Origin of the sequence: Deinococcus sp. (genome assembly GCF_030523985.1) — a bacterium.
Taxonomy (GTDB): domain Bacteria; phylum Deinococcota; class Deinococci; order Deinococcales; family Deinococcaceae; genus Deinococcus.
This window is the reverse complement of sequence record NZ_JAUNHK010000020.1, coordinates 14,422-32,993: the sequence shown is the minus strand read 5'-3', so window position 1 is coordinate 32,993 and position 18,572 is coordinate 14,422. Positions and strand designations below refer to the sequence as shown.

Sequence of the window (18,572 nt, the reverse complement as noted above, 5' to 3'; positions counted from 1 at the left end):
ACGTGGGCCTGAGTGTGGTGCTGGACGTGAGCAGCGGGCAAGCGCACGTCGCCATAGACACGGGCACGGCGCAGCACACCGCCGCCGTCAACTGGCCCGGTGACGCTGCCCAGGTGCGCGAACGGGCCGCCGTCGCCGCGCTGGGGCTGGCGTTCCGGGTGCTGGGCGAGGGGGAGGACGCATGACAAAAAACCCTCAACCTCAGAACGTCAAAAAGCCCGCCCGTCCCGGCCAACCCAAGCCTTCTACCCCCAACCCTCACCCCTCTACCCTGCGCCTCTTTTACGCCCTGCGCGTGCCTGCCGAGGTCGCCGCGCCCCTGGCAGAAGCCCAGGCCAAACTGCGCGGCAACTGGCGGGCGGTGCGGCCCGACCAGATGCACGTCACGCTGTCCTACCTGCCTGCCGTGCCGCCGGAGAAACTCGAAGACCTCAAGCGGCTAGGCACCCGGCTGGCACAGGACATGGCCCCGCTGGACGTGCGGCTGCGCGGCACCGGGTACTTTCCCAACGAGGGCAGCCCCCGCGTCTGGTTCGTCAAGACCGAGGCCGAGGGCCTGAGCGACCTCGCCGAGCGGCTGCGCCAGGAGATTCAGGCGCTGGGCATCGAAACCGACGACCTGCCGTTCAAGGCCCACATCACCCTGGCCCGCAAGAAAGGCCCCGCGCCGCGCCTTCCCCCCCTCACCTTCGATGCCGGCTGGACCGTGCCGAGCCTGACGCTCTACCGCTCGATTCTCCGTAAGACCGGGCCGATTTACGAAGTTCAGAGCACCTTCCGTTTCCGGGGCTCGCCCAGTGCCGCCCCCACCGAATCCGTCCCTGAAGCCCTTTCCACCGACACCGCGCCGAGTGCGCCACAGGAGCAGCCATGAGCAAGGACAACCCCAAGGAAATCACCGCCGCCCCCGCCGACGCCAAGGAGCGCCTCAAGGCCATCGAAACCGCCATGAGCCAGATTGAAAAGCAGTTTGGCAAAGGCTCCATCATGAAACTCGGCGCGGAGAGCAAGCTTGACGTGCAGGTCATCAGCACGGGCAGCCTCAGCCTCGACCTCGCGCTGGGCGTCGGCGGCATTCCGCGTGGGCGCGTGACCGAAATCTACGGCCCCGAATCGGGCGGCAAGACCACGCTGGCCCTGGCGATCGTGGCCCAGGCGCAGAAAGCGGGCGGCACGGCGGCCTTCATTGACGCCGAACACGCCCTCGACCCCGTCTATGCCCGTGCCCTGGGCGTCAACACCGACGAACTGCTGGTGTCGCAGCCCGACAACGGCGAGCAGGCGCTGGAAATCATGGAACTGCTGGTGCGCTCGGGCGCGATTGACGTGGTCGTCATCGACTCGGTGGCGGCGCTGACCCCCCGCGCCGAAATCGAGGGCGACATGGGCGACGCGCTGCCCGGTCTGCAGGCCCGCCTGATGTCGCAGGCCCTGCGCAAACTGACCGCGATTCTGTCCAAGACGGGCACCGCCGCTATTTTCATCAACCAGGTGCGCGAAAAAATCGGCGTGATGTACGGCAACCCCGAAACCACGACCGGCGGACGGGCACTGAAGTTCTACGCCTCGGTGCGCCTGGACGTGCGTAAAATCGGCCAGCCCACCAAGTCGGGCAACGACGCGATTGCCAACACCGTCAAAATCAAGACCGTCAAGAACAAGGTCGCCGCGCCCTTCAAGGAAGTCGAATTGGCGCTGGTCTACGGCAAGGGCTTCGACCAGCTCACCGACCTCGTGGGCCTCGCCGCCGACATGGACATCATCAAGAAGTCGGGCAGCTTCTACTCCTACGGCGAGGAGCGCATCGGGCAAGGCAAGGAAAAAGCCATCGCCTACATCGCCGAGCGCCCCGAAATGGAGCAGGAAATCCGCGACAAGGTCATGGCGGCCATTCGCGGTGGCAACGCTCCCGAAGCGGCTCCCGCTCCTGCCCCGGCTGAAGCGTAATACGGCTTTGAAAAATAGTTTGGGCATCCAAACTATTTTTCCGAACGGACTTGCAAAGCTGCGCAGCAGAGTGAGGAGAAGAAAATACGGGACTGAACGGCGCGAAGGAGATGGCGGCGCTTTTCCGACATCTCCGAAGAATAGTTCAGTCCCGTATAAGCGCTCCTCAAGCACCCAGCGCCCCTTTACATTCGGGGCGCTGGATTTTTTCCTCCGCCTTTTGGCGGATGCACGGCCCGCAATCAGCTGTCAGACTGGGCCACAGCTTCGGCCCAGGGCATCCTTTTTCGTGGGCGCATCGACAATCTGGGCCGGAACTGCCCCCGCGACTGGCGGGGGTTTTCTATGACGTGCCGGACAGGTCGTCCTGCCCCGCTACCCGCACGTCCACCGCGCCATCGGCCCATTCCAGCCGCAGCTTTCGCCCAGGCGTAGCGGCTGCGGCGCGGGTCACGGGCTGGCCCGCCGTGTCCCGGACCAGGGCGTACCCCCGCGCCAGCGTGCGCTGCGGCGTGAGGCCGAGGGCTTGGCGCATCAGCGCGTCGGTCTGGGCGGCGGCCTGCTCGGTCTGTCGTAGGGCCGCGCCCCGCACGCGATCCGCCAGCCACTCGGCCCCTGCTGAGGCGTCCACCAGCACCTGCGCGGCAGCGGCGCGAATGTTGCGGGCGTCCTCTTGGGCCTGGGCCGCCGCCCCCGTGACCGTGCGGACCAGATAAGCTGCCGCCTTGCTGGGCGTGTCGGTGCGGGTGTGGGCCACCTCGTCGGGCAGGGTGTCGTCGCGGGCGTGCCCCAACCCCGTGACCACGGGTGCAGGAAAAGTCGCCAGAGCGCGGGCCACATCCAAGTCGTTGAGCCACGCGAGGTCAGTCACCGCCCCACCCCCCCGAATCACGAACAGGGCGTCCAGCGGTTCAGCGTCGTGCAGTGCCCGCGCCTCGGCAATCGCCCGCAGCAGACTGCCTCCCGCCTCGCGGCCCTGAAACGTAGCTTCCAGATAGGCAAAGCGCACCAGCCCCGCCGCTTCCAGGGGATCGGTTTCGCGCCGAAAATCGCCCAGGCCCGCCGCCTCTCTGGGGGCAATGACTGCCACCCGCTCGAAGTCACTGGGGGCCGGGAGCAGCCGATTGAGGCCGTAGACGCCTTCTGCCACTAACTGCACCCGCATCGCGTCCAGCCGCAGCGCCGCGTCGCCCAGCGTGTATTCGGGCGCAATATCCAGAATGTTGAAGGAAAAGCCGTACTGGGGGTGAAATTCTGCCGTGCCGAACAGCAGCACCTTGAGGCCCGCCGTGAGTGGCCCGCCGCCCGTCGCCTGACGGAATTTGGCCTCCAGCGCGTACCTCTCCCGTGCCCAGACGGTGGCGCGACACTTGGCGACCTCGCCGCCCTCGCCCACCTGCACCAGGTCGAGGTAAAGGTGGCGGCGGTCGGTCAGCGCGGCGATTTCGGCCCTGACCCACACCGCCCCAGGCACGCCCCGCGCAATGACTTGGCCCACATAGTCCAGCAGTTCCGCCAGTTCCAGAAACTGTTCGGGCGGGCGGGTGACTTCGGCCTTTTTGCGGCGTTTGGAGGAAGTCATAGCCGCGCCCCCACCACACGCCCGCCCACTGCCGCCAGCAGGCCCAGGCCCACGCTCAGGCCCGTGTACAGCAGCGCCGCGCCCGCCTGACCACGCAGCAACAGGCCGTCCAGTTCGGTGGAAAAGGTGGAGAAGGTGGTAAACGCGCCCAGCACGCCCGTGCCGAAGGCCAGCCGCACCGCTTCGGGCCACACGCCGCGCCCGACCAGCGCCAGGGTCAGTCCCAGCAGGAAGGACCCCAGGACGTTGATGAGCAGCACCGCCACGGGAAAACCAGTGCGGGCCACCAGCGGCGCGAGGCCCAGCACCGCCGCCTGCCGCAACACCGCGCCCAGCGCCCCACCCACAGCGACCCAGAGCCACAGCGGAAAAGTCATAGGGCAGAGGATACTGTGGGGCTCAGGGCCATGAGCTTTGGGCTGTTTGCCCCGCTACCCTAGACCCCATGATTCGCGCCAAAGACCTTCGCAGCGGGCAGGACGTTTCCTGGCCTGGGGAGCAGGGAGGGCTGTGGCTGGATTGCCAGGACCCCACCCCCGAAGAACTGGCCCAGCTTGGGGCCCATTTTCCGCTCAATCGGCTGGCTCTGGAAGACGCGCTGGAGCATGGGCACTGGTCGCGGGCCGAGCAGTACCCCGAACACGCCTTTATCACCATCCGCAGCTTTGCCCACCCCCAGCAGCCCGACGAATTTACCGAGCGGGTCAGCATGTTTATCTTTGCCGACGCCGTGCTGACTATCAGCCGCAACGGGACGAAGGCGATAGACGCCGTCTGGCCCCTGTTCGGGCGCGAGGCGGTCAATTCCGTGCCCGAAGTGGTCTACGAGTTGCTGGACGCCACCGCCGACAGCTTTTTTGCCGTGGCCGACGCGCTGGAAACCCAGGTGGACGCCCTGGAAGAACAGGTGTTTCGCAACGTGCGCTTCAATCCCGTGGAACCGGTCTTCGACCTCAAGCACCTCATCGGACAGGCCCGCCGCCTGAGTGCCGACGCCCGCGAAGCCGTGGGACTGCTGAGCCGTCACGCCGCCGCCGACCCCGCCGACCTGGTGCGCTACCGCGACGCGCAGGACAGCCTGACCCGTGCGGGCAGCCGCCTGGACGCCCTGCGCGACCAGTTGACCAGCCTGCTCGACCTGCACTTGAACCTGCAAAGCCAGCGCATGAACGAAGTGATGCGAACCCTGACCGCCGTCAGCGTAATTTTCCTGCCGCTGACCTTTCTGGCGGGCGTCTGGGGCATGAATTTCGAACACATGCCCGAGCTGAAGCTGCCCTACGGCTACGCGCTGGCCTGGGCCAGTTTCGTGGGTGTGGGGGCGCTGCTGGCTTACTTCTTCAAGCGGCGGGGCTGGTGGTGAAGAGGCGATGAGCTATGGGCCATGAGCCGTGAGTGACCAAACCTCATGGCCCATAGCTCATGGCTCAACGTGTCCTGACACCCCCGCGCTACCCTGAGGCGCATGAGTGCCGCTTCTCCTTCTGCCGCCCGCCGCCCCCGCGTTCTGGTTGCCAACGACGACGGCATCTTCTCACCCGGCATCAAGGCACTGGGCTTGGCGATGAGCGAGTGGGCCGACGTGGTGGTGGTCGCCCCCGACGTGGAACAGTCGGCGGTGGGGCACGGCATTACCATTCGCCGCCCGCTGCGTTTCAAGCACACGGCGGCGGCGGGTTTCGGCGACATTCCCGCCTACCGCGTGGACGGCACGCCTGCCGACTGCGTGGTGTTGGGGGTGCATCTGCTGGGGCCGCCCGATCTGGTGGTCAGCGGTATCAACATCGGCCCCAACTTGGGCGACGACCTGACCCACTCGGGGACGGTAGCCGCCGCGATTGAGGGCCTGACGCTGGGGTTGCCCTCCATCGCCTTCAGCCAGATGTCAAACCCCGCAGGCGAGTACGAATTCGGGGCTTCTGCCGCCTATGCCGCAAAACTGGCCCGCGAGGTGGTGGCGCGTGGCCTGCCTCCTCGCGTGCTGCTCAATGTCAATTTTCCGGCGCAGGCGGCGCGGGGGGTGCGGGTCACGCGGGTGGGGGCCCACCGCTGGGTGGACAGCCTGCTGACCCGCCAGGATCCCGAAGGCCGCGATTACCACTGGGTCGCGGGGGTCAGCACTGCCCACGATTCCGACGACGAAAGCACCGACTACGGGGCCATTCACGCGGGCTATGTCAGCGTGTCGCCCGTGCGCCTCGACCTGACGGCGCAGGACTTGCTGGGCGAAGTCGAGGGGTATGCGCCAGCACTCTGAAGCGCGGGCAATAGCGTCAGGAGCGGGTCTTGACGCCGCGTTTCGCCAGTTCCTCGTCGATGCCGGGAAAAGCGTGCTGGTAGGCCGCCCGCACCATGGCATCGACCACGCGAGCGACTTGGTCGGTGTCCCACTCCTCGCCATCGGCCAAGGATTCATGGGCCATTCCCAGGATGGCGGCGCGCTGCGTGATGAGCATCAGGCGCATCGCCTTGCGCGTTTCGTCGTCTGAGACGAGGTCGGCCAAGTAGATCCGGGTCATCTCGTCGAGGGTGTCGTCCACCTTGCGGCGGCGCTCGCGGAATTTGGGGCCACCTCCGCTGTGCAGCAGCAGCAGCATCTCACGGTGACGCATCAGAATGTGGAAAACATCGATCACGTCGCTGCCGGGGTTGTCGGCGAGGGTCTGGCGCAGGTCGTTGGTGTACTCGTCCACTGCCCGTTCGAGCAGGGTGTCCAGAATGGCTTCGGTAGAGGGGTAGTAGGTGTAGATGTTGGGACGGGACGTTTCGAGCTTCTCGGCGATGTCCGCCATTTTGATATTCTCGAAACCTTGTTCGGTAAACAGCGCCGAAGCGGTTTCCAGAATCTGCTCGCGGCGTACATCCGCACTCAAACGACGACGGGTTCCAGGCATGGGGCGTAGAGTACCATCTAGTGACAGTTTGTCAAATTAGGAGTGCTTATCTCTCTGGGGGAAGTGGACCACTTTACCAGGGGTATCGGGCAGAGGCATAGAGTAAGTGCGTGCTGACTGCCTTCGCCATTTTGCTCAGTGTGACGGCCCTCCTCGCCTTCCTGAACGAGCGATTTCTCCGTTTTCCGACCACTGTCGGGGTCACGTTGGCCGGGGCGCTGGCCAGCATTCTGTTGATTGGCCTCGACGCTCTGGGGCTGGCGGGGCCACGCGGCTGGGCCACCCAGATTCTTCAAACCCTCGACTTCACCGACTTCGTGCTCAACGGCATTCTCAGCATTCTGCTGTTTGCGGGGGCGCTCAGCCTGGACGCCCGGCAAATGCTGCGGCAGCGCACGAGCATCCTGACATTGGCTGTTCTGAGCACGCTGCTCAGCACCTTTCTGATCGGCTTTGCCGCCTACGGCATCTTCGGGCTGGTCGGACTGAACGTGCCGCTGCTGTGGTCGCTGCTGTTCGGGGCGCTGATTTCACCCACCGACCCGGTGGCCGTCCTCGACCTGCTCAAGCGGGCCGCCGTGCCCAAGCGCATCGAAACCCTGATTGCGGGCGAAAGCCTCTTCAACGATGGCGTCGGCGTGGTCATTTTTCTGGTCATCGCGGGCATGGCGGGCATCGGTCACGGTCATGGCGAGGGCAGTCTGGTGGGCGCCCTCGAACTGTTCGGACGCGAGGCGCTGGGCGGCATGGCGTTCGGGGCGCTGCTGGGTGGCCTGGGCTACCTGATGCTGCGCGAAATCGAGCAGCACGCCGTCGAAGTGCTGATTACGCTGGCGCTGGTCGTGGGCGGCTATGTTCTGGCAGCGGCGCTGGGCATCAGCGGCCCGCTGGCGATGGTGGTCGCCGGACTGATTCTCTCCGGGTCGCGGCATCTGGCCTTCGGCACCGCAACCCGCGAACACATCGAGAGCTTCTGGGAAACCACCGACCAGGTGCTGAACATCCTGCTGTTCGCCTTCATCGGCCTGGACGTGCTGCTGACCGAAACGACCGTGCCGCAAATCATGGCGGGGCTGCTGCTGGTCGCCGCCTCGCTGCTGGCCCGCTGGCTGAGCGTGGCGCTGCCCTTCGCGTTGGTGCGCGGGCGTGACGGCTACGGAGCCTATACGGTGCGGCTGCTCACCTGGGGCGGGCTGCGTGGCGGCATCGCCATCAGTCTGGTGCTCGGCCTGCCCGAGACTCCCTACCGTACCCATCTGGTCACCGCCACCTACATCATCGTGCTGTTCAGCATCGCCGTGCAGGGGCTGACGATTATGCCGCTGGTCCACAAGGCTGTGGCGGCCAGCCCCGAGGAACCCGCGCAGAATCCACTGCCCCATTGAGTCTGACTCCAAAGTAGGCCGCCTCCCTTATCCACGGGGAGGCGGCCTATACGTTGGCAACGGTCAGGGGGCTGTGGTGCTGGCCGTCGCAGCGGGCTGGCCCGAGGCACTCACGCCCGTCAGCAGCGCGTCACGCACACCCGAGGCGATGCCCACCGCCACCCGCTCCAAGTAGTTGTTGTCGGTGAGGTTCAGGCCGTCGATGGGGTGGCTGGTAAAGCCGATTTCGACCAATGCTGCCGGAATCCGGCTGTTGCGCAGCACACTCAGCGAGCGGTAGCCCTTGATGCCCCGGTCGAATGCGCCAGTGGTTCGGACCATGCCGCGCTGCAGGGTGCTCGCCAGGTCGTAGGAGCGGGCATGGTTGGGATTCCACCACGTCTCCACGCCGTAGCCCTTGAGGGCGGTGCTGGCCTCGGTGGCGTTGACGTGGATGCTGACGAACATCTGGGTGCCGGGGGTGCCCATTTGGGCACGCATCTGCAAGTCGGTGTTTTTGTCGGGGTGCAATTCACGGTCGGTTTCCCGCGTCAGCACGGCGTCCACGCCCGCCGCCACCAGCAGGTCGCGCACCCGCTTGGCGACATCGAGCGTGACCTGTTTTTCGATGATGGTGCCCACCGCGCCGGGGTCCCGGCCCCCGTGTCCAGGGTCGATGACCACGCGGGGCCGCACGTAGCTGGGCGACGAAAGAAGCGCCAGAGCGCTGACACCCGAGTTCACGCGCATGGGCGGCACGCTTCCAATCAGGCGGTCTTTGCTGGTCAGCGGCGTCAGATTCGCCATTGCGGGCGAGATGTCGAGCACCAGCCGCATGAGGTTGCCGCTGCTGGGGGGCAGCACCTGCGAACGCCAGCCGCTGCGCGAGGTCGTCGGCGCCCCCGTGACGATGGTGAGGTTGACGCCCTCGCCCGTGCGCTCGTAGCGCCAGGCCCGAACTTCGCTGGAGGTGTCCTGCTCGGAGGTGCGGGCGTCGCCCAGTGCCACACCGACCAGCTCGACCCGCAAGCCCAGGGTATTCGGCACGATGCGGTAGCCGGTGCCGGGGGGCAAATCCAGCACCATGCGGGTCACGCCGGGCGACTTGCCGACGCGGGGGGCAGACACGCTGGCCCCCGCCTGAAGCATGCCAGGAATACGCCCGACCAGGGTGCTGGGGCGCGATGTGTCGGTGTCGGTCATGGCCGCCGGAGCGGGGGGAAGCGTGCCGGGCACACGTTTGACACTGTCACCTGGGGGCAAATCGTTGGCATGTTCACTGCTGGCGGCGTGGTCGGTGGCCGGCACCGGAGCTTGGAGGCTGGCCTGAGCACGGGCGTCGGCTGGCGCAGACGCGAGCACCCGCCCGCTGACACTGCTGACCGCTCCGCCCCGCATCTGGGCACCGAGTTCGACGATCAGCACCCGGTTGCCGCTCGCCACCGTCGCCTCGGTGGCCCGCCAGCCGTCACTTAGAGACAGCGGAAAGGGCGTGCCCATGACGATTTGCCCGGTTCCGGCGCGGTACTCGGTGAGGTTTTCGGCCAGCCTGAGCGCCGAGGCGGGCACGACCCGCGCCCCGCCGACATCCAGCCGCAACCCGCCGAAGGTCGGCACCAGCGTGTAGGTCATGCCCGCTGGCAGGTCGAACACCAGCTTGGTCACGCCGTTCGCGCTGCTGATGCGGGGATTGCCGAACATGGCTCCACGGGCCTGTGCCAGCGGTTCGTTTCCCGACGAAAAGCCGCTCGTCGCAGGCTGAACCTGCACCGGCGTACTGCGCGACAAGGAGCCAGTCTGTGCCGCCGCCCATGAACCGAGCAGCAGGGCCGATGAGAGGTACGTGGCAATTCGCTTCATGTCTCTCCATCTTGTGCTGTGAGGGCGTGAGAACTCTATGTAAAGACTCATCCATTCTAAGACGGGACATGCCGCCTCTGCCGTAAATACGCCGCAAATCCAGGTATCCGAGGTCATACTTATTGTTTTTGGCGTAATTGGTAGAAAGATTTGTTTTTTACAAGAATCTGACCGAGTGCTCGTTTATTGGTCGGCGGCTTCCCCCCCTGCCGGAGCAGGAAGTTCGGGGTGGGCCTGACCCTCGGCGCGGCTGCTCAGGACGGTGGCGGTTACGACCAGCAAGCCGCCGAGTGCGCCACGCACGCCCACTTTCTCGGCAATCAGCAGGTAACTGAAGAGAGACGCACTGACGGGTTCGAGGGCATAAATCAAACTGGCTTCGGCGGCGCTGACATGCCGCTGCCCTAGGGTTTGAAGCAGGGTGGTCAGCGCGGTCGCCACGATGCCGAGATAGAGGAGCGGCCCCCAGGCAGCGGCTGGCGGCCACAGCGCCGCGCCACTCAGCAACGCCCACAACAGCGCCAAGCCCGCCACTGTCGCCACTTGCGCCAGCGTGAAGGGCAAGGCTGCGTGTCGCTTCGCCAGCTTTTCCATCGTCACGATAAACCCGGCGTAAGTGACGGCGCAGGCCAGCGCCCACAGGTCGCCCACCATCCATTTTCCGCCCTCCCAGGAGAGCAGCGCCAGTCCCGCCACCGCCAGCGGGAGGGCGACCCACAGCAGCGTGGGCATGCGCCGCCGCTGGGCGAAGGTGAGCCACAGCGGCACCAGCACCACGCTCAGGGCCGTAAAAAAGGCCGCACGGTTGGCGGTGGTCGTTTGGAGGGCGATGGTCTGGGTGCCGTACCCCGCGATGAGCCACAACCCCAGCAGCGCCCCGTCGCGCCACAGGGAGTGCCTAGCGGGCTGGGTTTCCTGCACTGGCTCCGACTGACTTGACCTTTGACCCCGCCATAGCAGCAGCGGCAAAAGCACCAGCGCCCCGATAAAAAAGCGCCACGCGATCAGCACCGGAGGGGCCAGCAGCTCGCCCAGCACTTTGACCACGGCGAAAGTACTGCCCCAAATGGCGGTGACCAGAAGAAGGAGGAGAATACCGCGCAAATGCTGGGACATTTCCCGAGTCTAGCGGGCGGCGTGACTGTGTTCCATGTCACCAGCCGAACAGCGCAGGCTCCATCTCTGGAACGGCGCGCTGCTTATGAGTGCCTGTGTGGGGGCTTGCGCTTTACTTCCGCTGTCCGACCGCTTCGTCCAGGGTCAGGTCCAGCCGGAGGTAGGCACCCTGACGGGTGTAGGTGGCGGGGTTTTCCAGCCCATCGAAGCCCTTGAAGTTGTAGCCCGCCGTGAGCCAGGTGCCGGGAAGCGCCCGCACGCTGCCTTCCACGCCGTAGCCGTAGGCGGTGGTCTGGCTGCCCGGCTGCGTCAGCGCCCGGCCCCAGGCCCCCACCGCAAAGCGGTCGGAGAGGTACGAGGTCACGCCCAGCGAACCCTGAAGGGTAAAGCTGTCGCGGTCGTCCAGCTTGGTGCGGCTCTCGACGCCACCGCGCACGGCCCAGGTCGGCTGGCGGTATTCCGCGCTGACGCCGAAAGAGAGTTCAGGCTGGCCGCCCGCGAGCGACCCGTTCACGTAGCGGCCGTAACCCAGGCTGCTGAACTGGCGGCCCCGGTAGGCGTAGCCCATTTCCAGGCGCTGCCCGTTGCGGCCCTGGCCCAGTTCGGCCATGCCGCCCGCGTTGAGGGTCAGTTCGTCGCTGACCGAACCGGTCACTCCGGCCCGCAGCACCACGCCGAAGCCCTTTTCGCTCTGGTAGGACACGTCGGTGCCCGCAGTGGCGCTGATGCGGTCGGACTTGTAGTTGATGTCCGCGCCCGTGCCGACTTCCAGGGCCTTTTTGCCCACGTCGTACAGGGTGTTGCCGCGCAGGTTGAGCGCTGTGTTGCGGTTCAGCGGCAGGGTCGTCGTCGCGCCGAAACGGGCGCGGTTGCCCGCACCGCTGGCCGTCGGCAGCTCGTAGCCCACCGCGTAGTTGACGTTTCCGGCCTTGGTGTCGAGGGTGAGGGCGGCTGCCTGCCCCACGCCCCAGGTCACCTTGTCGGTGAAGCCCAGGGTCAGGTTCTCGCGCACCTTGAAGCGGCTGGTGATGTCGGTGGAGGGGCGCAGGTTGCCGCTGACCGGCTGGGTGTGCACCACGTCCACGCTCACGGGGCCTTGCTGATAGCCCACGCTGCCCACCAGCCCCAGACCGTACTGGTCCCCGAAGGCGTAGCTGACCCCGGCCCCTACCGTGAAGGGCTTGAGCTGATACACGGCGCGGGCCGTCACGTTGCCGCCACGGGTGTGTCCAGCATTTTCCACGTCGCTCTGGCGGGGCGTGGGCAGGTCACGGTATTCGGCGTCGGCCACCACGTTCAGGCGCTGGCTGAGGCGTCCGGTGTACTTGCCGCTGACCACCAGACCGGGGGTGAAGGGAGCGAGGCCCGCATAGCTTTCCTGCTGGTAGCGCACGCGGAAGTTCAGGTCGTGGTTGGTCGCCAGCACGGTGCTGACTTCGGCCGAGGCCTGCACGCCGCCCGAGTAGGCCAGCAGCGCGTTGGCCTTGACGTTGCCCTGCTGATAGGTGGCCTTGGCCCCGAAGGTGGTCTGACCGTCTATCTGCACGGCGGCGACCCCCGCCATGTAGTTCTTGCCGACGGTCTTGACCTGGGCACCGTAGACGGTGCGGCGCTTGCCGAGGGGGTTGTCCAGGCGGTAGCTGGCGTAGACGAGGCGCTCGTTGAGCTGGGCGTCGAGGCGGTCGATGGCGCGGTTGAAAGTCACCACGCCACTGCGCGGGTCAATGACGTAGTCCACGTTGCGGACCAGCTTCTCGCGCAGCAGTTCCTTGCCGCTGTCGCGCTCCACCGTCACCAGTTCCAGGGTTTCGCTGCCGAGGGCGATGCCCGTGTCGGCAAGGTGCAGGATACGGGTGCCTTCGGGGGTCAGCGGCTTGTTGACCACGCGGTCTTCGGGCACCAGCGCCACGAAAGCCGACACCTGGGGGTTGGTCTTGGAGTAGGCGGTCAGCGCCGTCAGTTCCTCGCCCACGGGCAGCACGTCGATAGGCAGGCTGCTGCGGCGGTAGGCGACGCGGAAGTTGGGGTGGTCGTAGCTGAAAGCCACCGGGTCGATGCCCTGAAGCGGCACGCTCTCCACGCTGGCGTCCCCATAGACCGGGTGACGAACCAGGGTGTTGCGGTCGGTCGGCAGCCCGTCCTTGTCGGCGGCCACATACAGCTTGCCCGAACCGACCGGCCCCTCGAAAGAGCCACGGGCCTGCCACGACAGGTCCTCCTGGGCCTGAAAGCTGCCGTCGAGACCGACCGTGGCGCTCACGACGCCTACGCCCACGCGGCTGCGGTCCGGCACGACTTCGTACTTGTAGGCTTGCAGGCTTTCGCCGCGCACCACGTCCACCGTCAGCGTGACGGGCGACGCCTGGGGCTGAAGCTCCAGCACGCCTTGGCCGTCGGTCAGCTTGACCTGATAGCCCGCTTCGCTGGGGTCGGCGTCGGGCAGACGCGGCTCCAGGTTGGTGCGAACCGTCACGGTGGGCTGACTGGTCAGCTTGCCCGCCGCGTCGAGTGCGCGCACCTGGACCCGCAGCGGCGAACTGCCGTCGGCGGTCAGGGCCAGGGGTTTGAGTTCGACCTTTTCCGTCGCGCCGACCAGATAAACCGTGATTTCCTGGTCCAGAAAGCGCAGCACGTTGGCCCCCGCCTTGATCGGCACGCCCACGTAGGTCAGGCGCTGAACGTTGCGGACGCCGTCCTGGGTGTTGGTGCCGATGGTGTCGTCGGATACGGCCACGCCGTTGACGGTGAGGGGCGGAATCACGCCCTGGGGCGCTTCGACCGTCACGCTGATGCGGTCACGGATGCGGAAGACGGTGCCGCTGGCAGGCAGCTTGATGGCCCCTTCGTTTTCCTCCTGCACCGTGGTCGCCTGGAGGGCGGTGGCGCTCAGCAGATCCTTGGCATCGAACTGTCCCTGAAGCGTTTCGGTGCGGTTGCCGCTCAGTTCGACTTGCAAGGAAGCCGCTGGAACGGCCCCCAGGCCGTCGGCGTGGGTCAGGTCGTAGGACAGCAAGCCACGAATGGCCGCGCCCTGCTCGGTCCCGTTGCCCGTAGGCGCGGGCAGCACCCAGTAGAACTTGCCGCTGGCGCCACGCACGGGGTCCGCCACCGGTTGACCGTCGAGGCGAGTGCTGCCCGCCACGAAGGTCGCGCCCGCAGGCAGCGCCTGACCGATGATGACCTGCTTGGTTTCACGCGGCACGTCGAAGGGCAGCGAGATGGTGCTTTCGCGCACGACTGCGGGAGCCTCGCCCTGGGGCGCTTCCTGCACGGGGGCAGTCACGTTCAGGCGGGTGCCGACCTGCTGGGGCGCAGGGCACGCTGGGCTGTCGAGCTGGGCCTGCCACTCGCTGACGCCCGCCGCCAGCACCTCGGCGCGGTAGCTCAGTTCGCGGGTTTCGCCCGGTTCCAGGGTGCCCTCGAAGCGGGTCGCCTCCAGCGCCTTGAGGCCGTCGGCAGGTTGGTCGGTCAGGGTAAACGGCATGGCCTGATCCGCCGTGTTGGTCACGCTCAGGCGGACCACGACTTCGTCACCGATCTGGGCGTCGGCCAGGGGCGCACGGTTCAGGCGCAGTTGCGTCGCGGCGGGCAGCACCTGCACCTCGACCTGCTGCTCCAGACCCCAGGGGGCGAGGCGAGCCGTCACCTTCAGCGGCCCGGCCTGCGTCGCCTTGCCGCTGACGCGCAGTTCGGCAGGCTGCGCCGCGCTGAGTTGACCTTCTTTGCGGGCCGCGCCGTCCAGCGTCAAACCGGGGGTATCCAGTTGCAGGTCGAGCGGCAACTCGCCCTGATAGGCGGTGCTCGCTCCAGCGACCAGCACGACGTCTTCGCCCACACAGATCTGGGGCCGCTCGGCACGAAGCTCCAAGTTCACCTGGGGCCGCACGCTCACGCGCACTTCGGCGGTTTCGCCCTTGGCGACGGTCACTTCACTGCGGTCGGCCTGCACAGTCGCGCCAGTGACGGGCTGCACCTGCACCGTGTGGGTTCCGGCAGCCACGGTCTGCTGGTGGGTGCCGCTGACCTGCACCGCTTGACCGTCCACCGAGGCGGTGACCTGGGTCGGCACCGCGCCCGTGGGCAGCAGCAACTCGGCGTTCAGGCGCAGTTGCCCAGTCTGGTCCACCCGCGCCACCGTGATGGGCGACTTGTTGCCCTCATGCTGAAGGCCGAAGCTGACAGTGTTGCTGTACTGCTGGGCGCTCTGGGGCTGGCGCAGTTCGACGACGTACTGGCCCGGCTTTTTCGGCAGAGCCAGGTCCGACCAGGCCAGGTCGCCGCTCACGCTCAGGGGCGAGACGTTGCCCTCGGCGTCACGCAGGCGGGCTTCGAGTTCGCCGGGGCCGTCGCCGTCGTACATCCGCAGCGAGTAGCCGCTGCCGTCGGTGCTGACGCCCAGGGCCGGAACCCAGTCGCTCGAGCGCACGTTGACCGAGAGCTGCTCGGCGCTGATGACGGCACTCACACCGGTCAGGCGCAGCGCGAAGGTGTTCTTGCCGTTGCCCTCGGTCTGGGCACGCAGGCGGTAGGTTCCGGCGGGAAGTTCCTGGTCGGAGAAGGTCTCCCACTCGTGCTGACCGGGCGTGAAGGTGCGCGACAGGACTTCCTGACCCTCGGCGTCGATCAGGGTGAAGGTGGTCGCCACGGACTGGGCCGCCGCGGTCCCGTCTTGGGTCTTGCCCTGGTCTTTGCCGTAGGTTTCGTCGCCGAAATAGGTGTCGCTGCGGTAGTCCTGCGGATCGACGCGGGGCGAGTACAGTTCGAGTTTGACGCTTCCGGTCACGGGCACCGTCAGGTTGAGGGTCTGGTCTCCCACAGCCCACATCAGCTCGTCGCCCACACTCGTCAGGGGCAGACTGGTGCTGATTTCTTGAGCGCGGCCAGTGGTGCCCGCCAGAGTCCCGGCCATAAGCAGGGCGCTGAGGCTACTGACTGTACGCTTGGCTTTGGGTTTCACTTTAGTACCTCCAACGCACGACCGGGTCTGTCGTCACCGCCCTTGGCTCTCCGGCCCATTCGAAGCGGTAAGTGAGGTTTGTCTCACCGGCCTGTAGCTTAGAGGTCAAGGTATTTCTACCTTCTTTCAAAACGGCTCCGGTCGGCAGGGGGTCCGTCAATTCGAAGCCCTCAAGGGCGCGGGGGGTACTCAGCTTGAGCTGCACCACGTAGCTCTGGCTGCCGGGCTGGGCATAAACGACCTTCTGGACGGTCAAATCACCCATCTTGAGGGTGGTGCGGCGCAGTTCGGCTATCTCTCCGGCCAGCGGGCTGAGGGGAAAGTCCAGCGTGGTCAGGCCGCGCAGGTTCACCGTACGGGTACCGCTCAGTCCGCCATCTTGGGGGAGGTGTAGGGGTGGGTAGGGGGTAGTCGTGGGGTCCAGACGCAGCGCCTGGGTGCCGAACGGCACGTTGCTGAACTTGTAGCGGCCCATCTTGTCGGTGAGCACTTGACGGCCCCCCGCCAGCAGCACGCGGGCACGTTCGACCGGGGTGTCGATGCCCTTGTCATACAGACCGTTGCGGTTGCGGTCCACGAAGACCGTGCCCAGGATGTCGGAGATGGCCGCGAACTTGAGCGGGTTGAGTTTGGTCACGGCCAACGCCCTGTTGCTGGCGATGGAGCGGGCCGCGTCTCCTCCCTTCCCCTCGACCACCACGGTGTTGGTCAGCGACTCCGACGCCTCGGGGGTCACGCGGGTGTCGTAGGTGATGACGATTTCGCCCTTCGGGGGAATGCTGCTGATTTTCCACTGGAGGCTTTCACCCAAAATGGTCGGGTCAGACAGGGCCTCACCGCCCAGCGTGCTCGTGCCGGGAATGTATTCCAGACCCCGCGCCGGGGTATCGGTAATGATGGCGTCCACCACCGGAGTGGTTTCCGAGGTATTGCGGATGCGCAGGGTGTAGGTCAGGCGCTCGCCGTAGGTCACTTCCTGGGCCGACACCTGCTTTTCGATCAGCAGTTTGGCGCTCCAGACGGGCGTGCTGACCTCGTTGCTGCTGGTGGGCTGAGGTAGTTCGGTGGAGACCAGCTGGAAAATGTTCTTGAGGTTTTCGCCGTCAATGGCGCGGGCGCTTACGCGGGTCACGAAGCTGAAGGTGCGGCGTTCGCCCGGCGCGAGGCTGGCGATGGCCCACGTCACCTGCTGGTTATCCACCTCCCCGGACAGCTTGCCCCCCTCGGTTGCCGAAACGAAGTCCAGGTGCGCCGGAATCGGGTCGCTCACGACCACATCGTTGAGGGTGATGTTGTAGGGGTTGTAGACCTCCAGCGTGTAGGTGATGGTGTCGCCCGTCGCCACGGTCTGGCCGGGCGCGAGGGTCAGGGGTTTGCCGTCGGCGTCGGTGGTGGTCGCCACAGCCGATTTCTTGAGTTCGGGCAGCCCCGCCGCAATCTGGGACACCAGGTCGTGGGTGGTGTTGGTGGTGCCCCGGTCCCCGGTGACGCGCAGCAGGGCGTGGAGTGCCCCCGCCGCCGACGGCGCATAGCACACGCGCACCAGCGCCGTCTGGTCGGGGTTCAGGCGCAGCGGCTGCACCAGCGGCTGACCCCCTTCACCGTAGAAGCTGGCCTCGGCATTGCCCTGCGGAAAGGTCACCGTGAAGCGGAAGTTGTCGGCCACGTCCCCGGTGTTCTGGACGGTGTGGTCGAAGCAGACCTGCCCGCCCACCACCGCAAAGGTCCGGGTTTGGCGGTCCTCGGGAGAGTCCTCTGCCGCCAGCGGTCGTCCCACCGGGCCGATAGCGACGCCAGGGCGGTAGCGCACGTCTACCGTGGCCGAGGTGCCGATGGTGCGGGCCGGGGTCTGCACGGTGGCGTTGTTGGTGAAGGTCTTGCCGTCGGCGCTCTCCTGTCCGACCATGCGGAAGGTGAGGGTCAGCCGTTCCATGCCGCCTAAACGCTCGGCTCGAACGCGCAGGCCCGCCACGGCGGCTCCCGGCTGGGCGCTCCAGCTCTGGCCGTCGCTGGTGTACTCCAGCACGCCCTGGCTGGCGCGGGCGCTGCCGGGCACATAGGTCAGGCCCTGGGCGATCTGCTCGGTCAGCAGGTCGGTCAGCACCACGTCGCGGCCCTCGTAGTTGGCCGGGTTGTCCACCGTGACCGTGACCGTGGTTTCCTGTCCGGGGCGCATCTGCGCGGGCTCGAAGCTCTTGGCGATACGCAGTTCGGGCGGCGGCGCCACGCGCACCGAGGCGGCCACTGACCCACCGCACGAGGTCACCAAGCTCAAGCCGAGTTCGCCCTGTGCGGTCTCCGGCACCCCGACCACCAGCAGCAGTGAGGCCGCAGCGTCGGGGTCGAGGTCAAGTTGCGTGACCGGGAGTTCGCCGGAGTCGACCTGCCCGTTGCCGTTGCTGTCAAGGTACAGGGTCGGCTGCGCCGCGAAGTCGCCCGTCGCCTGAAGATTCAACGGCAGCGCCTTACGCTCGTTGCCTGCATTGACCACCTTCAGGCGGAACGTGACCTGATCGCCGCCCAAGGCCGACCTTTGCAGTCCGCCCAGTCCGGTCACGCTGACGGCGCACACGGCCTGCACCGTCGTGGTCACCACGTTGCTTTCCGACTCGGTCACGCCGCCCGGTTGCAGGGGGTCGAACTTCGCTACCGCCTGGTTGGTGATGACGGTTCCGGCGGGGGTCGCGGCCAGGGCCGGAGAGAAGGCAGCGAGGGCAGCCGTGAGCAGGACGGATTTCGAACGTTGCAACAGCGAGGGGGGGGGGAGGGTCATGGGGTTCTCCTGACAGCGCCGCGAAGAAAAAGGGGTCGCGGGGGAAGGTCGGCACTCAAATGTGCGCGGGAGTCAAAAA

At 66.6% G+C, this 18,572-nt stretch carries 12 protein-coding genes and 1 pseudogene; 6 read left to right on the top strand and 7 right to left on the bottom strand.

The annotated features are described in order from the left end of the window. The 3 genes and pseudogenes from Q4C89_RS05040 to recA all read left to right on the top strand — a co-directional run. Positions 1 to 185: pseudogene (locus tag Q4C89_RS05040) on the top strand (competence/damage-inducible protein A); the annotation flags it as partial. Further along, positions 182 to 874, top strand: a complete 693-nt coding sequence (gene thpR / locus Q4C89_RS05035) for an RNA 2',3'-cyclic phosphodiesterase (RefSeq protein WP_303101511.1) — start codon at positions 182 to 184, stop codon at positions 872 to 874. The pseudogene Q4C89_RS05040 and the gene thpR, both read left to right, overlap by 4 nt. Next, a complete protein-coding gene (recA, locus tag Q4C89_RS05030) occupies positions 871 to 1,947 on the top strand; it encodes a recombinase RecA (RefSeq protein WP_303101510.1) in 1,077 nt (358 codons plus the stop codon). The genes thpR and recA overlap by 4 nt, the downstream gene beginning before the upstream one ends. A gap of 343 nt (positions 1,948 to 2,290) precedes the next feature. Here recA and xseA read toward each other — a convergent pair whose 3' ends face one another. Together xseA and Q4C89_RS05020 are read right to left on the bottom strand one after the other, a co-directional pair. Next, positions 2,291 to 3,529, bottom strand: coding sequence for an exodeoxyribonuclease VII large subunit (xseA, locus tag Q4C89_RS05025; RefSeq protein WP_303101509.1), 1,239 nt, complete (start codon positions 3,527 to 3,529; stop codon positions 2,291 to 2,293). After that, positions 3,526 to 3,906 (bottom strand): CrcB family protein, encoded by a 381-nt coding sequence (locus tag Q4C89_RS05020; protein ID WP_303101508.1) that lies wholly within the window; start codon positions 3,904 to 3,906, stop codon positions 3,526 to 3,528. Before Q4C89_RS05020 ends, xseA begins: the two co-directional genes overlap by 4 nt. Before the next feature lie 68 nt (positions 3,907 to 3,974). Between Q4C89_RS05020 and Q4C89_RS05015 the strand changes: the two genes are divergently transcribed. Continuing rightward, positions 3,975 to 4,892, top strand: a complete 918-nt coding sequence (locus Q4C89_RS05015) for a magnesium transporter CorA family protein (RefSeq protein WP_303101507.1) — start codon at positions 3,975 to 3,977, stop codon at positions 4,890 to 4,892. 102 nt (positions 4,893 to 4,994) lie between these two features. Next, complete coding sequence (surE, locus tag Q4C89_RS05010; RefSeq protein WP_303101506.1) at positions 4,995 to 5,786, top strand: 5'/3'-nucleotidase SurE; 792 nt, start codon at positions 4,995 to 4,997, stop codon at positions 5,784 to 5,786. Positions 5,787 to 5,802: 16 nt separating this feature from the next. On the opposite strand, the gene Q4C89_RS05005 is transcribed toward surE, so the two are convergent. Further along, positions 5,803 to 6,423, bottom strand: coding sequence for a TetR/AcrR family transcriptional regulator (locus Q4C89_RS05005; RefSeq protein ID WP_303101505.1), 621 nt, complete (start codon positions 6,421 to 6,423; stop codon positions 5,803 to 5,805). 110 nt (positions 6,424 to 6,533) lie between these two features. Here Q4C89_RS05005 and Q4C89_RS05000 point away from each other — a divergent pair, with 110 nt between their 5' ends. Next, positions 6,534 to 7,808 carry a sodium:proton antiporter gene (locus Q4C89_RS05000; protein WP_303101504.1) on the top strand — a complete coding sequence of 425 codons (1,275 nt, stop codon included), beginning with the start codon at positions 6,534 to 6,536 and terminating at the stop codon, positions 7,806 to 7,808. 63 nt (positions 7,809 to 7,871) lie between these two features. Here Q4C89_RS05000 and Q4C89_RS04995 read toward each other — a convergent pair whose 3' ends face one another. From Q4C89_RS04995 to Q4C89_RS04980, 4 genes are all read right to left on the bottom strand, one after another. After that, positions 7,872 to 9,647, bottom strand: coding sequence for an N-acetylmuramoyl-L-alanine amidase (locus Q4C89_RS04995; protein WP_303101503.1), 1,776 nt, complete (start codon positions 9,645 to 9,647; stop codon positions 7,872 to 7,874). Between the two features lie 183 nt (positions 9,648 to 9,830). Beyond that, positions 9,831 to 10,763, bottom strand: a complete 933-nt coding sequence (locus Q4C89_RS04990; protein ID WP_303101502.1) for a DMT family transporter — start codon at positions 10,761 to 10,763, stop codon at positions 9,831 to 9,833. 112 nt (positions 10,764 to 10,875) lie between these two features. Beyond that, on the bottom strand, positions 10,876 to 15,672 hold the full coding sequence (locus tag Q4C89_RS04985) for a DUF11 domain-containing protein (protein ID WP_303101501.1): 4,797 nt from the start codon (positions 15,670 to 15,672) through the stop codon (positions 10,876 to 10,878). A gap of 49 nt (positions 15,673 to 15,721) precedes the next feature. Then, positions 15,722 to 18,493: a DUF11 domain-containing protein gene (locus Q4C89_RS04980; RefSeq protein WP_303101500.1), complete on the bottom strand. Its 2,772-nt coding sequence runs from the start codon at positions 18,491 to 18,493 to the stop codon at positions 15,722 to 15,724. Positions 18,494 to 18,572 lie beyond the last annotated feature (79 nt).